The following is a 14,568-nucleotide window of genomic DNA, read 5'->3' on the forward strand; positions in this document are numbered from 1 at the left end:
TTAGGCTGGAGTCATGACGACGCGCGTGGCCATCGTGGGCGGTACCGGCAAGCTGGGCGGCGTCATCCGCGCGGTGGTCGAGGACGAGCCGGGTTTCGAGGTGTCCGCCGTGCTGTCCTCGTCCTCGAGCCTGGACGAACTGGATGGCGCCGACTTGGTCGTGGACGCCTCCACACCTGCCGTCTCCATCGACGTCGTGCGCGCCGCGATCGAGCGCGGCGTCAACATCCTCGTGGGCACGTCCGGGTGGTCCAGCGAGCGGATCGCGCTGGTACGCCCGCTCGTGGATGCCGCCGGGACGGGAGCGGTGTTCGTCCCCAACTTCTCGCTCGGCTCCGTGGTCGCCAGCGCCCTCTCCGCCGCCGCCGCGCCCCTGTTCCCGTCCGTCGAGATCGTCGAGGCGCACCGCGAGACCAAGGTCGACTCGCCCAGCGGCACGGCCGTGCGGACGGCGGAGATGATCGCGGCGGCACGGGCGGAGGTCGGACCTGTCGAATCCCCGCACGTGGACCAGCGCGCCCGCGGCCAGCAGGTCGCCAGCGTGCCCGTGCACTCGCTGCGCCGGCCCGGCGTGATCGCCCGCCAGGAGGTCGTGCTGTCGGGGCCGGGCGAATCCGTCACGATCGTCCACGACACGATCGACCCCGCCCTCGCCTACGCACCGGGCATCCGCATCGCCCTGGCCGCCGCGCGCGACGCGGAGGGCGTGGCCGTGGGGCTGGACAGCTTCGTCGACATCGGCGTGCGCACGCGCGCCCACCGCCCGCCCGCCGTACCGCCCGTGGACGGCCTGTCCGGCCAAGCGGCACGCGCGACGCCGGTATGAGCGCGCGGATCGGCGTCGCCGTGATGGCGGCGCTGCTGCTGCTGTACATCGTGCTGGTGGGCCAGCGCGCGTGGCTGCTCCTGGCCAGCGGCGAACCCGTCGGCATCGCGCTGGGGATCGCCCTGATCGTCCTGCCGCTGCTGGCGGTGTGGGCACTGGGGCGCGAACTGTGGTTCGGCTGGTGCGCCGATCGACTCGGCCGCCGGCTGGAGCAGGACGGCGCCCTCCCCGACGACGAGGTCGCGGTGCGCCCGAGCGGCCGGGTCGTGCGCGAGGACGGCGACGCGGTGTTCCCGCAGTACCGCGCCGAGGTGGAGGACAAGCCGCAGGACTGGCGCGCGTGGTACCGCCTGGGTCTCGCCTACGATGCCGCCTCCGACCGCAGGCGCGCGCGCGAGGCGATCCGCCACGCCATCCGGCTCGAGCGCTCGGAGCGCGGGGGCGCCTGAGCGGCGGCGGTCTCAGGCCGCGCGCGGCACCACGGCGTCGATCACGGATTCGACGGTGGGGTGTGTGAAGGCGAAGCCGGTGCGTTCGAGCACCTCGGGCACGACATGGGCGTCGGAGGTGAGGATCGCGTCGGTCGCGTCCGGCCCGAGGACCACGCGCATAGCCCACGCAGGGGCGCGCAGCGCGTAGGGGCGGTTCATCCGCCGCGCCAGGGCGAACCCGAGGTCGTTGGCGGTGGCACGCGTAGGGCCGGCGAGGTTGACGGGCCCCTCGAGGGATCCGTCGATCACGTGCCGGATGGCGCGCACCTCGTCCTCGAGCGAGATCCACGGCCACACCTGTGTGCCGCGGCCGATCGGGCCGGCCAGCCCGAGGCGGGTCAGCAGCAGGAGGGGCTTGAGGACCCCCTGCGGGTGCACGAGGGGAGCGGTGCGCAGCAGCGCGACACGTGCGTGCGGCCCCGCCGCCTGCGCCGCGTTCTCCCATTCGCCGCACAGGTCGGCTAGGAAGCCGGTGCCCCGCGGCGCCGCCTCGGTCAGGCGACGGCCCGGCGCGGAGCCGTAGTAGCCCACCGCCGACGCGCTCACGAAGGCCGGAGCATCCGGCCCCAGCTTCCGCAGCGCCGTCGCGAGCGTGCGGGTCGGCGTCACCCGTGACCACAGCAGGGTGCTCTGATACCCCGACGTCCAGGGGAAGCGGCCGATGCTGGCCCCGTTGAGCCCGACGACGGCCGCAGCTCCCGCGAGCACGTCCGGGTGCAGCGGCTCGGGCCCGGTCAGCCACTCCACCTCGTCCGGCGCGGCCGCCGGCCGGCGCACGAGCGTCGTCACCTGCACGCCGTCGGCGCGCAGCGCGTCGACGAGGGCGCTTCCGATGAGTCCGGAAGCGCCCCCGACGACGATGCGGGGGCTCTCAGGCAAGCGTCGCCTCGAGGGTGATCTCGATCCCGGCGAGAGCCTGCGAGACGGGGCAGTTGGTCTTGGCGTCCGAGGCGATGCGCTCGAAGGTCTCGGCGTCGATGCCCGGGACGACGGCGTTGACGTTCAGGTGGCTGCCGGTGATGCCGGTGCCCGGCTTGAACGTGACGGATGCGGTGGCGTCGACGGACTGCGGGGGAGTGCCGTTCTCGCTCAGTGCGTGCGAGAGCGCCATGCTGAAGCACGCGGAGTGGGCCGCGGCCAGCAGTTCCTCCGGCGTCGTGACGGAACCGGAGCCCTCCGCGCGGGCCTTCCAGTTGACGTCGAACGTGCCGACGTGGGACGTGGCGAGCGAGACCTGGCCGGAGCCATCCTGCAGGCTGCCCTTCCAGGCGGTGGTGGCTTCGCTCGTGACGGTCATGGGTTACCTCCCGGGTGGACGATCGCGCCGCGGAGGCGGCGTTTGTGCGAGCCTAACCGTCCGCCGAGGGGGAGGGGAGAACTCGACAGCGGAGCGGGTGCGTGGTAGCCCGCGTGCCTCACACCGAAGCGGGCCGGGCGCGGCCGATGAGGCCCGCCCGCTGCAGCAGCAGGTAGAGCCGGCAGCCCACGCACAGCCCGAAGGCGGCGTTGAGGAAGGACGCGACGAAGACCAGCGCGGCCGCGAGGGGAAGGGCCCAGGGCACCCCGACTGCGTGCAGCAGCAGCCCGACGGCGCTGACGGACAGTCCCACGCCCTGCGCGAATCGCGGAGGGCGAGGATCCGCGAGGTGGCGGGAAGCGGCCAGGCGCGGCTGCACCACGCGGCGGTACAGCACGCCCCACGGCGCGGTGCGCGGGGAGAGCGCGCCCCACAGGAAGAGCAGGGCGACTCCGGCGAGGAGCAGGAACCCCGGGTCGGCCATGCGCTCCAGCGGCGACGCCGCGCGGATGGCCCATACGCTGCCCGGATAGAACGTGGCGTCCGCGAGCGGCTGGTAGGCGAACCACCCGAACGACGCGGTGTCGGCGGCGATGCGGGCCGTCGCGATCCCCGCCAGGGCCAGCACGACATCGACGGCGAGAAGGAGTGAGGTGACCGCGGCGGTGAACCGCGGCCCGCGCGGATCGATGCCGCGCGGACCCTCCTCAGGCATCCGCCGTCTCGGCCGTCAGCCGGGTCAGTTCCAGCTCCAGCACATCGCGACCGGGCACTCCGCCGATACGCGACTGCACGGCGCCGTCACGGTCCAGGATGAGCGTCGTCGGTGTCTGCAGGACGCGGAAGTGCTGGGCGATGTCGGGGCGATAGGTGAGGTCCACATCGAGGTGGCGCACGCCCTCATGGTCGGCGGCGACGGCTGACAGCATGCGGTGCACCCCCGGGCAGCGGTTGCACATCTCGGTGCTGAACTGCAGCAGCGTCGCGTTCTCACCCAGCCCGTCGGCACCCAGCCGCTCGGGCTGGATCACTTCATGCGGGATGTGGCGGCGCGCACGCGTGGAGTTGCGGCGGAAGACGAGGCCGCCGACGAAGGCCGCGGCGAGAAGAACCGCGAGCGCGAGGCAGGCTTCGAGAATCGTCATCAGCAGTCCAGGGTAGCGGTCGGGGCCCGTGCGCGGGGAACGCACGGCAAGATGACACGAACCTCACACGCAGGGGCGGGGTTCGCGGCGGCAGTAGGGTTGCATCGTGAGCGACGCCGACATCCGCCCCGAGATCGAATTCCGAAGTGACGTCACCGTCGAGCTGGTGCGAGCCAGCGCGTCGGATGCCGATGTCCTCTTCGCCGCCCGCGTGTCCACGCAGGGGGAGCAGACCCTCGAGGAGGCGCAGTCGGGCAATGAGGCATCCGCGCGCGATCGCGGCCTCATCAACTACCTCATGCGCGACCGGCACGGCTCGCCGTTCGAGCACAACTCGATGACGTTCTACGTGCAGGCGCCGATCTTCGTGTTCCGCGAGTTCATGCGCCACCGCATCGCCTCGTACAACGAGGAATCAGGTCGCTACCGCGAGCTGCGCCCCGTCTTCTACGTCCCCGCGCCCGAGCGCAACCTCCTGCAGGTGGGCAAGCCCGGCGCGTACGAGTTCCTCCCCGGCACCGCCGAGCAGCACGCGATCGTCGACACCGCCACGCGCGATGCGGCCGAGTTCGCCTTCTCCGCGTACCAGCGGATGCTGGCAGCCGGCGTCGCACGCGAGGTGGCCCGCATCGTGCTGCCGCTGAACATCTACTCGTCGATGTACGTGACGATGAACGCCCGGTCGCTGATGAACTTCCTGTCGCTGCGCACGAAGGTGGAGGGCACGCACTTCCCCTCCTTCCCGCAGCGGGAGATCGAGATGTGCGCGGAGAAGATGGAAGCGCTGTGGACCGAGCTCATGCCGCTCACCCACGCCGCCTTCAACGCCAACGGCCGCGTCTCCCCGTAGCCGTCGTGGCATCGCGCCGCGCGCACACCTAGGCTGGCGGCCATGGCACGCACGGCACTGATCACCGGCGCGAGCTCGGGCCTGGGCGCCGAGTACGCCCGTCACCTGGCCCGGCGCGGCATGGACCTTGTGCTCGTCGCGCGCGACCGCGAGGCGCTCGCCGTGCTCGCGGCGTCCCTGCGGGACCGGCACGAGGTGCGCGTGGAAGTGCTCGCCGCCGATCTGCTGCACCCGCGCCAGCGCGACCGCGTGGTGGCGCGGCTGTCGGATGCGGAGCATCCGATCGACATGCTCGTCAACAACGCCGGCTACGGCCTGCGGCTGGGCTTCGAGTCCAACGACGTCGAGGACGAGGTGCGCCACCTCGACATGCACGTGACGGTGCCGATGCGGCTGATCCGTGCGGTGCTGCCGGGGATGCTGCGACGCGAGAGCGGACGGATCGTCAACGTCGCCTCCGTCGCCGCGCTCGTTCCGCGCGGCACCTACGGGGCGGCCAAGGCGTGGCTGGTGAGCTTCAGCAGGTGGGCGAACGTGCACTACCGCGACCGCGGGATCAGCGTCACGGCGGTGTGCCCCGGTTTCGTCCACACGAACTTCCACGAGCGCCTGGGCCTGCCTCCCGGCGACGAGGGCGTCCCGGAGTGGATGTGGCTGAACGCCCCCGAGGTCGTCGCCCAGTCGCTGCGCGACGTCGCCCGTGGGCGGTCGGTCTCGATCCCGTCGGCGAGGTACAAGGCGCTCGTCGCGCTCTCCCGCGTCCTGCCCGATGCCGTCGTGGTCAAAGCCGCCGAGCGCGGCCGCTGACGCGCCGCCGCGACCGCTCAGGCCGGGCGCAGCGGCGGAGGCGCGACGACCGATACCCTGAGAACATGACGCAATCGGGCAATCCCTTCGGGCAGGTGCTCGTCGCGCTCGTCACTCCGATGACGGCCGACGGCGAGGTCGACTGGCCCGCCGTGGAGAAGCACATCGACGACGTGATCGTCGCGGGGGCCGACGGCATCGTCGTGACCGGCACCACGGGCGAGACCAGCACGCTGACCGACCCGGAGAAGCTCCGCCTGGTCGAGGTGGGCAAGGACGTCGCCGCGGGGCGCGCGAAGATCATCACCGGCGGCGGCTCGAACGAGACCGCGCACGCCATCGAGCTGTACAAAGCCAGTGAGAAGGCCGGCGCCGACGGCATCATGATCGTCACGCCGTACTACAACAAGCCCACGCAGGCCGGCATCCTCACGCACTTCCGCCTCGTCGCCGACGCCACCGACCTGCCGGTGATCCTCTACGACATCCCCGGCCGCACGGGTGTGCCGATCAAGTACGAGACGATCCTGCGCATCGCGAAGCACCCGAACGTGCTCGCGATCAAGGACGCCAAGGGCGACTTCAGCGAGGTCAGCCGGGTGCTCAACCAGACCGACCTGATGTATTTCTCCGGCGACGACGCGAACGTCCTGCCGCACCTGTCGATCGGGGCATCGGGGCTGATCGGCGTCACCGCGAACATCGCCGCCGCGCCGTACCGGACGATGGTGGATGCGGTCAACCGCGGCGACCTCGCGGCGGCCACCGCGGCGCATCAGGCGCTGGAACCGCTCGTCCGCGCCGTCATGACGCACGTGCCCGGCACGGTCGCCGCCAAGTACATCCTGCACGGGCTGGGCCGCATCACCAGCCCGCGCGTCCGCCTGCCGCTGGTGGGGCCGGAGGAGTGGGAGGCCGCGATCATCGAGGACGAGCTCGCACTCGTCCGCGACGTCGCCGGCGCCGACTTCTCCAACTTCCGCCCCGACCGCAACGCGGCCGCCGGCGGTGCCCTGCCCAAGGTGCACGGCACCACACGATGACACCGGGCCCGCTGCGTGCGGGCCGCAATGAGGATGCCGCGGCATCCGAGGAGGCTTGAAATGCCCACGAACGTCTACGATCCGCCTGCGCTGGCCCCGGGGACCCTGCGGGTCACCCCCCTGGGCGGGCTCGGCGAGGTCGGTCGCAACATGACCGTCTTCGAGTACGAGGGCAAGCTCCTCGTCGTCGACTGCGGAGTGCTGTTCCCCGAGGAGCACCAGCCCGGCGTCGACCTGATCCTGCCCGACTTCGAGCCCATCAAGCACCGCCTCGACGACATCGTCGGGGTCGTCCTCACGCACGGCCACGAAGACCACATCGGCGCCGTGCCGTACCTGCTCAAGCTCAAGCGCGACATCCCGATCCTCGGCTCCGGCCTGACCCTCGCCCTCACCGAGGCCAAGCTCAAAGAGCACAGGGTCAAGCCCTACACCCTCACCGTGGCCGAGGGGCAGCGCGAGAAGGTCGGGCCCTTCGACCTCGAGTTCGTCGCCGTGAACCACTCCATCCCCGACGCGCTGGCCGTCGCCATCCGCACGCCCGCGGGCATGGTCCTCGCCACGGGCGACTTCAAGATGGACCAGCTGCCGCTGGACGGGCGCATCACCGACCTGCGCGCCTTCGCGCGCCTGGGCGAAGAGGGGGTCGACCTGTTCCTGGTCGACTCCACCAACGCCGACGTGCCCGGCTTCACCCCCACCGAGCGCAGCATCGGCCCTGTCCTGGAGCAGGTCATCGGGCAGGCGCCCCGGCGCGTCATCGTCGCGAGCTTCGCCAGCCACGTGCACCGCGTGCAGCAGGTGCTGGATGCGGCGGCCGCGCATGGGCGGCGCGTGGCGCTGCTCGGCCGCAGCATGGTGCGCAACATGACCATCGCGGAGGAGCTCGGCTACCTCAACGTGCCCGACGGCGTCCTGATCGACTACAAGAAGGCCCGCGACCTCCCCGAGAACCAGATCGTCTACATGTCGACCGGATCGCAGGGCGAGCCCATGGCCGTGCTCTCGCGCATGGCGAACCTCGACCACGAGATCGAGCCCGGTCCCGGCGACACCGTGATCCTCGCCTCCAGTCTCATCCCGGGCAACGAGAACGCCGTCTACCGCGTCATCGACGGGCTCACCAAGCTCGGGGCGACCGTCGTGCACAAGGGCAACGCGAAGGTGCACGTCTCCGGTCACGCCGCGGCGGGCGAACTGCTGTACTGCTACAACATCCTCAAGCCCGCCAACGTGCTCCCCGTCCACGGCGAGTACCGGCACCTCATGGCCAACGCGCGCCTCGCGCAGGAGACCGGCATCCCCGCAGAGCGCACGATCCTCGGCGAGAACGGCACCGTCGTGGACCTGCGCGACGGGCGGGCCGAAGTGGTCGGCCAGCTGGATCTGGGCTTCGTCTACGTCGACGGCTCGTCGGTGGGCGAGATCACCGAGGCCGACCTGAAGGACCGCCGCATCCTGGGTGAGGAGGGGTTCATCTCCGTCATCGTCGTCATCGACGCCGCCACCGGCGCGATCATCACGGGGCCGGAGATCCATGCCCGCGGCTTCGCGGAGGATGCGGGGGTCTTCGAGAGCGTCAAGCCCAAGATCGCCGCCGCCCTCGCCGAGGCCGCCCGCTCGGGCACGCGCGACAGTCACGCGATGTCGCAGGTCGTGCGCCGCACGATCGGACGCTGGGTCAACCAGACGCTGCGTCGCCGCCCCATGATCGTGCCGCTGGTGATCGAGGCGTAACATGCCCGCCACGGCTGTCCGCGAGGCCCGTCAAGCAGACGGGGCATTCCTCGCGGACATGGTCGTGGAGGCGGCGAACTGGCGCCCGGGCGCGCACCGGCCACGCCACGAGGTGCTCGCCGGCGAGGACTACCTCCGCTACCTCGCCGGCTGGATGCGGCCGGTCGACGCCGGCGTCATCGCCGAGGCGCCCGGGGGTGAGCCGGTGGGCGCGGCGTGGTACCGCATGTTCCCGCGTACCGAACCCGGTTTCGGGTACGTCGGAACGGGGGTGCCCGAGCTCATCATCGGCGTGCGCCCCCTATGGCGGTCGCACGGGGTGGGCCGCATCCTGATCCACGCGCTGTGCGAGCAAGCCCGCGCGCAGGGATACGGCCGCATCAGCCTCAGCGTGGAGCGCGGCAACTTCGCCGCCACGCTGTACCGCTCGGAGGGGTTCGCCGTCACGCAGGCCGGGATCGGGCGCGACACGATGGTCAAGCGCCTCCCGTGAGCCGCCTCGCCTGAGTCCCGCGTCAATCCGGGCAAACGTCGGCTCCCGCGCCTACCGTGGGAGTATGCCCCGCAGTACTCCGACGACCGGCGCCCGCGCGTCCGCAAAAAGTGGCGCGCGCAAGCCGGCCCCCGCCCCCAAACGCTACGTCGGAGAGCCCGAGAAACCCCCGGTCATCGCTCGCGCCTGGCTGGGGCTGGCGCACGCCGTCGGCGGCATGTTCCGCGCTTTCGGTCCCGAGACCCTCGAGAAGGATCAGCGTCGCGACGGGTTCCCGCTCCTGCTCGTCCTCCTCGCCGCCGCCGGCGCGGTGGTGGAGTGGTTCCTCATCGGCACCGACGTCGCGCCGGTGATCAGCGCCTACAGCGTCGGGGGACTGATCGGTCGCGAAGCGTTCGTCTTCCCCGTGCTACTGCTCCTGCTGGCCGGATGGCTGTTCCGTCATCCGTCCTCCGTGCACGACAACGGCCGGATCGGCATCGGCTTCGCCCTGTTCGTCGTGACTGTCGCCGGGTTCTGCCACGTCATCGGCGACCGCCCGCAGCCGAGCGCCGGCCTGCCGGCGCTGAGCACGGCGGGCGGTCTGTTCGGCTGGATGGTGGGGGAGCCGCTGGCTCTGCTTCTCACCCCGGTGGGTGCGTACATCGTGCTCGCACTCGTGGCGGTGCTCAGCATCCTGATCCTCACCAAGACCCCGCCCAACCGCATCGGTCAGCGCCTGGGCGACCTGTACGACTGGCTCTTCGGCGCCGACCCGGCCGAGCGTGCGGCCCGCGCCGAACAGCGCAGGGCGGAGGCCGCGGCCCCCGCAGCCGCTGCCGACGGCGACGACGACGAGCCGGCGCTGCCGTGGTGGCGGCGGAACAAGTCCGGGCGCGAGCAGGACGCCGACGGGTCGCTGGGCTCGCAGGACCTCACCCAGCTGCTGTCGCCGGGCACCGTGGAGGGCGGCTTCGAGCAGGTCTTCCCCGCGCCACCGCCCACCCCGCCGGCACCCCCCGTGCCCGCGCCCGACGCACTCACCGAAGTGTTCGATCCGGCCGCCCTCGCCGGCGCCGCAGCGGGTAAGACGGCGCTGCGCGATGACGCGCCCGATCCCGCCACGGAGGAGCTGCCGGGGATCTCCGGCCTCGGCGGCGACAGCCAGGGTCTTCCCCCCGCGGCCAACTACCGCCTGCCCTCCGTGGCGGCCCTCGCGGCCGGTACGCCGCACAAGGAGCGCTCGGCCGCCAACGACGCCGTCGTCGCGGCGATCGAGAGCGTGCTGTCGCAGTTCAACGTCGACGCGCGCGTGACGGGTTTCTCCCGCGGGCCGACAGTGACGCAGTACGAGATCTCGCTCGGACCGGGTGTCAAGGTCGAGCGCATCACCGCGCTGACGAACAACATCGCCTACGCCGTCGCCTCCAACGAGGTGCGCATCCTCGCCCCCATCCCCGGCAAGAGCGCGATCGGCGTGGAGATCCCCAACACCGACCGCGAGATCGTCACCCTCGGCGACGTGCTGCGGTCGCAGAACGCGGCCGCCTCGACGCATCCCATGACCATCGGCGTGGGCAAGGACGTCGGCGGCGGCTACGTCGTGGCCAACCTCGCCAAGATGCCCCACCTCCTGGTGGCCGGCTCGACCGGCTCGGGAAAGTCGAGCTTCGTCAACTCCATGATCACGAGCCTGCTGATGCGCGCGAAGCCGTCGGAGGTGCGCATGGTGCTCGTGGACCCCAAACGCGTCGAGCTGACCGCGTACGCCGGCGTGCCGCACCTGATCACGCCCATCATCACGAACCCGAAGAAGGCGGCCGAGGCGCTGCAGTGGGTCGTGAAGGAGATGGACATGCGGTACGACGACCTCGCGTCGTTCGGATTCCGCCACATCGACGACTTCAACAAGGCCGTCGTCGCCGGCGAGCTGCAGCTGCCGGCGGGCAGCGAGCGTGTGCTCAAGCCCTACCCGTACCTGCTCGTGGTCGTCGACGAGCTCGCCGACCTCATGATGGTCGCCCCGCGAGACGTCGAGGACTCGATCGTCCGCATCACGCAGCTGGCACGCGCCAGCGGCATCCACCTCGTCCTGGCCACCCAGAGGCCGTCGGTCGACGTCGTCACGGGCCTCATCAAGGCGAACGTCCCCTCGCGTCTGGCGTTCGCGGTGACGAGCGTGACCGACTCCCGCGTCATCCTCGACCAGCCCGGCGCCGAGCGCCTCATCGGTCAGGGCGACGGGCTGTTCCTGCCGATGGGCGCCTCGAAGTCGCTGCGCGTCCAGGGCGCGTGGGTCAGCGAGTCCGAGATCGAGAAGGTCGTCGCCCACGTCACTCAGCAGGCGCGCCCGGAGTACCGCTCCGACGTCGCCGCCACACAGGAGAAGAAGGAGATCGACGCCGACATCGGCGACGACCTCGAGCTCCTGCTGGCGGCGGCCGAACTGGTCGTCTCGACGCAGTTCGGCTCGACCTCCATGCTCCAGCGCAAGCTCCGAGTGGGGTTCGCCAAGGCCGGTCGCCTCATGGACCTCCTGGAGTCGCGCGAGATCGTCGGTCCGTCGGAGGGCTCGAAAGCCCGCGATGTCCTCGTCACGGCCGAGCAGCTCCCCTCGGTGCTGGCGAAGCTGCGCGGCGACGACGTCCCTGAGCCGGCCGGGTCCGACCCGTACGGGGGCGACCCGGTCGAGGCGCAGTTCGCGGGCATGCCGGTGGTCGACGAGGACGACGACGGCGAAGACGCGTGGCAGCTGACGGGGCGCGACTGATGGCCGTCCCGCGGCAGCTGCCCAACGCGATCACGATCGTCCGCATCCTGTGCGCGCCGGTCTTCCTGTGGATGCTGCTGGCCGACGGCGGCGCCGACGGGCCGCTGCGGTGGTGGGCCGCGGTGCTGTTCATCGTCGCGATCGGCACCGACGGCATCGACGGCTACCTCGCCCGTCGCCACGACATCGTCACCGACCTCGGCAAGCTCCTCGACCCGATCGCCGACAAGGCGCTCACCGGCGTCGCCTTCGTGGGGCTGTCGATCCTCGGCGAGCTGCCGTGGTGGGTGACGATCGTCGTCCTGGTGCGGGAAGTGGGCATCACGGTGTATCGCTTCATCGTCGTCAGCGACCACGTGCTGGCGGCGGCGTGGATGGGCAAGCTCAAGACCGTCGCGCAGGCCGTCGCCCTCTCCCTCGCGCTCACGCCGCTGGCGACCCTGATCGACAACCCGGTGTGGGCGGGGGCGGTGTGGTGGGTGAACGTCGTGACGATGAGCATCGCCGTGCTCCTGACGATCGCCAGCGGCATCGACTACATCGTCACAGAGGTGCGCGCGGCCCGCTCCCGCAGGACCGCGTCGTGATGGAGCTCCCCGAAGAGCTCGAGGAGACCCTGGCGAGCAATCCTCGCGAGAGCGCGGCCACCCTCGTGGAACGCCTCGCGGAACTCGGCTGGTCGGTCGCGGTGGCCGAGTCGCTCACCGGCGGCCTCGTGGTCTCTTCGCTCGTGGCGGTGCCCGGGGCCTCGCGCGTCGTGCGCGGCGGTGTCGTCGCGTACGCGACCGACATCAAGCGCACGGTGCTGGGGGTGGATGCCGCCCTTCTCGAGGCGCACGGGGCGGTGCATCCGCGCGTCGCACGACAGATGGCCAAAGGCGTGCGGGAGGTCCTCGGCCAGGACGGCGCTGCGGCCGAAGTCGGCATCGCGACGACCGGAATCGCCGGCCCGGAATCTCCGGACGGGCAGCCCGTGGGAACGGTGCACATCGCGGTGTCGACCCCTCTGGGTACGCGCGTGGACTCGATCGTCCTCAGCGGTGATCGCGACGCGATCCGTGCCGAAGCCGCCCGGATCGCCGTGCGCCGCGCCCTGGTGGCGCTGTGAGCGGCGACGGCAGCAGGGGAATAAGACCTGTTTCGGGGCGGTTACATCCGGCGATTCCCAACCTTTCCCCAGCGCACGGGTTTAGATTGGCAGCACTGGATGTTGTACCGTTGTCCACCCGGCAACGGCGGAGTCAAGCGTGAGGAGGGGCAAGAAATGATCCTGGTACGTCAAGAGATCGGCGAAGTCCTGCGCGACCTCCGTCAGCAGAAGGGTCGCACCCTCCGGCAGGTGGCCAGCCGCGCGAGCGTGGCCTTGGGTTACTTGAGCGAGGTTGAGCGAGGCCAGAAAGAAGCCTCGAGCGAGATCCTGGCCGCCGTGGCGGAAGCGCTCGATGTGCCCATCTCGACCATCATGCGCGAGGTCGGCGACCGGCTGTCCGTGCTCGAGGGCCTGCAGGCCTTCCCCGACGTCGTCCCCGACGATCTGGTGGCCTCGGTCGAGCCCGAGCTGTCGCTGCACTGATCCTCCATCGAGAATCCCTTCCGTGCGCAGATCCGAGTTCGACCGCGCCGTCTCCGATGAGTTCGGCGCCCGGGGGTCGTCACTGGTGAGCGATCTCGTCCTCTCCGCGCTCGGCGGGCGGACGCCGCACGACGCGCTCGCGGACGGCGTGCCGCCGCGTGATGTGTGGCTCGCGCTGTGCGAGGAGACCGACGTGCCGCCGTCGCGGCGTTACGGCGCGGGTCGGCTCGAACCCAAGCGCCGCTGAGCCGGCGCCCGTGGCGCGTCTCGCCGCACGGGGAATCATCGGCGTGTCATCGAAGATGTGTTCGATTCGCGCGTAGGCTCCTGCACAGCAGGTGTCGCGAAAGCGTCCATCCCCGCCGGGAGAGGAATCCGCCGCAATGTCGGAGGCCCCTCCTAGCGTGGACGACGTCGAATGACACCCACGCCTTGTCGCAGCATCCCGTCCGCCGGAGGGGAGCGCGTCAGCCTACAGGCGACGGACCACGCACCAGAAGGAGCACCCCATGCCCTCACCCGCAGACCGCGAGAAGGCCCTCGAATCGGCCCTCGCCCAGATCGACCGGCAGTTCGGGAAGGGCTCGGTCATGCGACTGGGCAGCGACGAGCGTGCGCCCGTCGCGGTCATCCCGACCGGTTCCATCGCCCTCGACGTCGCCCTCGGCGTGGGCGGGCTCCCGCGTGGCCGCATCATCGAGATCTACGGCCCGGAGTCCTCCGGTAAGACGACGCTGACGCTGCACGCGATCGCCAACGTCCAGCGCGCCGGCGGCATCGCGGCGTTCATCGACGCCGAACACGCGCTCGATCCCGATTACGCCAAGAAGCTGGGCGTCGACATCGACTCCCTCCTGGTGTCCCAGCCCGACACGGGTGAGCAGGCCCTCGAGATCGCCGACATGCTGGTGCGCTCGGGAGCCATCGACCTGGTCGTCATCGACTCCGTCGCCGCTCTCGTGCCGCGGGCCGAGATCGAGGGTGAGATGGGCGACTCCCACGTCGGCCTGCAGGCACGCCTCATGTCGCAGGCGCTGCGCAAGCTCACCGGTGGGCTGAACACCACGAACACGACGATGATCTTCATCAACCAGCTGCGCGAGAAGATCGGTGTGTTCTTCGGCTCGCCCGAGACCACCGCCGGCGGTAAGGCGCTGAAGTTCTACGCGTCCGTGCGCCTGGACATCCGCCGCATCGAGACGCTCAAGGACGGCACCGACGCGGTCGGAAACCGTACGCGCGTCAAGGTCGTGAAGAACAAGATGGCCCCGCCGTTCAAGCAGGCCGAGTTCGACATCCTCTACGGCACGGGCATCTCGCGCGAGGGCAGCCTCATCGACTTCGGGGTCGAGCACGCGATCGTGAAGAAGTCCGGCGCGTGGTACACGTACGACGGCGAGCAGCTCGGGCAGGGCAAGGAGAACGCCCGCAACTTCCTGCTGAAGAACCCCGACATGGCCGCCGACATCGAGTCCAAGATCAAGGACAAGCTGGGGATCGGCGCGCCGCGCGGAGGCGCGGTCGAAGACGAGCTGGCCGCGCGCCGCCCGGCCTGAC

The 14,568-nt window shown here is 70.9% G+C and carries 17 protein-coding genes; 13 read left to right on the forward strand and 4 right to left on the reverse strand.

Annotated features, from left to right (window positions below):
* Positions 1-13: 13 nt before the first annotated feature.
* Positions 14-826 (forward strand): 4-hydroxy-tetrahydrodipicolinate reductase, encoded by an 813-nt coding sequence (dapB, locus tag E4K62_RS06095; protein ID WP_135064910.1) that lies wholly within the window; start codon positions 14-16, stop codon positions 824-826.
* Positions 823-1,275 (forward strand): hypothetical protein, encoded by a 453-nt coding sequence (locus E4K62_RS06100; protein WP_135064913.1) that lies wholly within the window; start codon positions 823-825, stop codon positions 1,273-1,275. Before dapB ends, E4K62_RS06100 begins: the two co-directional genes overlap by 4 nt.
* A gap of 12 nt (positions 1,276-1,287) precedes the next feature.
* Here the strand turns inward: E4K62_RS06100 and E4K62_RS06105 are convergent, their stop codons facing one another.
* The 4 genes from E4K62_RS06105 to E4K62_RS06120 form a co-directional block, all read right to left on the reverse strand.
* Entirely contained in the window at positions 1,288-2,196 is a 909-nt protein-coding gene (locus tag E4K62_RS06105) for a TIGR01777 family oxidoreductase (protein ID WP_135064916.1), read from the reverse strand.
* Positions 2,189-2,614 carry an OsmC family peroxiredoxin gene (locus tag E4K62_RS06110; protein ID WP_135064919.1) on the reverse strand — a complete coding sequence of 142 codons (426 nt, stop codon included), beginning with the start codon at positions 2,612-2,614 and terminating at the stop codon, positions 2,189-2,191. Before E4K62_RS06110 ends, E4K62_RS06105 begins: the two co-directional genes overlap by 8 nt.
* Before the next feature lie 118 nt (positions 2,615-2,732).
* Positions 2,733-3,329 carry a DUF4395 domain-containing protein gene (locus E4K62_RS06115; protein WP_135064922.1) on the reverse strand — a complete coding sequence of 199 codons (597 nt, stop codon included), beginning with the start codon at positions 3,327-3,329 and terminating at the stop codon, positions 2,733-2,735.
* Positions 3,322-3,759: a TlpA family protein disulfide reductase gene (locus tag E4K62_RS06120; RefSeq protein ID WP_135064925.1), complete on the reverse strand. Its 438-nt coding sequence runs from the start codon at positions 3,757-3,759 to the stop codon at positions 3,322-3,324. The genes E4K62_RS06115 and E4K62_RS06120 overlap by 8 nt, the downstream gene beginning before the upstream one ends.
* A gap of 106 nt (positions 3,760-3,865) precedes the next feature.
* On the opposite strand from E4K62_RS06120, the gene thyX reads away from it, so the two are divergent.
* From thyX to recA, 11 genes are all read left to right on the forward strand, one after another.
* On the forward strand, positions 3,866-4,609 hold the full coding sequence (thyX, locus tag E4K62_RS06125; protein WP_240742834.1) for an FAD-dependent thymidylate synthase: 744 nt from the start codon (positions 3,866-3,868) through the stop codon (positions 4,607-4,609).
* Between the two features lie 42 nt (positions 4,610-4,651).
* On the forward strand, positions 4,652-5,416 hold the full coding sequence (locus tag E4K62_RS06130; protein ID WP_135064928.1) for an SDR family NAD(P)-dependent oxidoreductase: 765 nt from the start codon (positions 4,652-4,654) through the stop codon (positions 5,414-5,416).
* A 65-nt stretch (positions 5,417-5,481) separates the two neighbouring features.
* Positions 5,482-6,459 carry a 4-hydroxy-tetrahydrodipicolinate synthase gene (gene dapA / locus E4K62_RS06135; RefSeq protein WP_135064931.1) on the forward strand — a complete coding sequence of 326 codons (978 nt, stop codon included), beginning with the start codon at positions 5,482-5,484 and terminating at the stop codon, positions 6,457-6,459.
* 60 nt (positions 6,460-6,519) lie between these two features.
* A complete protein-coding gene (locus E4K62_RS06140) occupies positions 6,520-8,196 on the forward strand; it encodes a ribonuclease J (protein WP_135064934.1) in 1,677 nt (558 codons plus the stop codon).
* A 1-nt stretch (position 8,197) separates the two neighbouring features.
* On the forward strand, positions 8,198-8,689 hold the full coding sequence (locus tag E4K62_RS06145; protein WP_135064937.1) for a GNAT family N-acetyltransferase: 492 nt from the start codon (positions 8,198-8,200) through the stop codon (positions 8,687-8,689).
* A 64-nt stretch (positions 8,690-8,753) separates the two neighbouring features.
* Positions 8,754-11,438, forward strand: a complete 2,685-nt coding sequence (locus E4K62_RS06150) for an FtsK/SpoIIIE family DNA translocase (protein WP_135064940.1) — start codon at positions 8,754-8,756, stop codon at positions 11,436-11,438.
* The gene (gene pgsA / locus E4K62_RS06155; RefSeq protein ID WP_135064943.1) at positions 11,438-12,025 is read left to right on the forward strand and encodes a CDP-diacylglycerol--glycerol-3-phosphate 3-phosphatidyltransferase; all 588 of its coding nucleotides are present in this window, start codon (positions 11,438-11,440) and stop codon (positions 12,023-12,025) included. The genes E4K62_RS06150 and pgsA overlap by 1 nt, the downstream gene beginning before the upstream one ends.
* The gene (locus tag E4K62_RS06160) at positions 12,025-12,546 is read left to right on the forward strand and encodes a CinA family protein (protein WP_135071004.1); all 522 of its coding nucleotides are present in this window, start codon (positions 12,025-12,027) and stop codon (positions 12,544-12,546) included. Before pgsA ends, E4K62_RS06160 begins: the two co-directional genes overlap by 1 nt.
* Positions 12,547-12,702: 156 nt before the next feature.
* Complete coding sequence (locus E4K62_RS06165) at positions 12,703-13,011, forward strand: helix-turn-helix domain-containing protein (RefSeq protein ID WP_135064946.1); 309 nt, start codon at positions 12,703-12,705, stop codon at positions 13,009-13,011.
* Positions 13,012-13,033: 22 nt separating this feature from the next.
* Positions 13,034-13,258 (forward strand): DUF3046 domain-containing protein, encoded by a 225-nt coding sequence (locus E4K62_RS06170; RefSeq protein WP_135064949.1) that lies wholly within the window; start codon positions 13,034-13,036, stop codon positions 13,256-13,258.
* A gap of 262 nt (positions 13,259-13,520) precedes the next feature.
* A complete protein-coding gene (gene recA / locus E4K62_RS06175) occupies positions 13,521-14,567 on the forward strand; it encodes a recombinase RecA (RefSeq protein WP_135064952.1) in 1,047 nt (348 codons plus the stop codon).
* Position 14,568 lies beyond the last annotated feature (1 nt).

Origin of the sequence: Microbacterium wangchenii (assembly GCF_004564355.1) — a bacterium.
Lineage (GTDB): Bacteria > Actinomycetota > Actinomycetes > Actinomycetales > Microbacteriaceae > Microbacterium > Microbacterium wangchenii.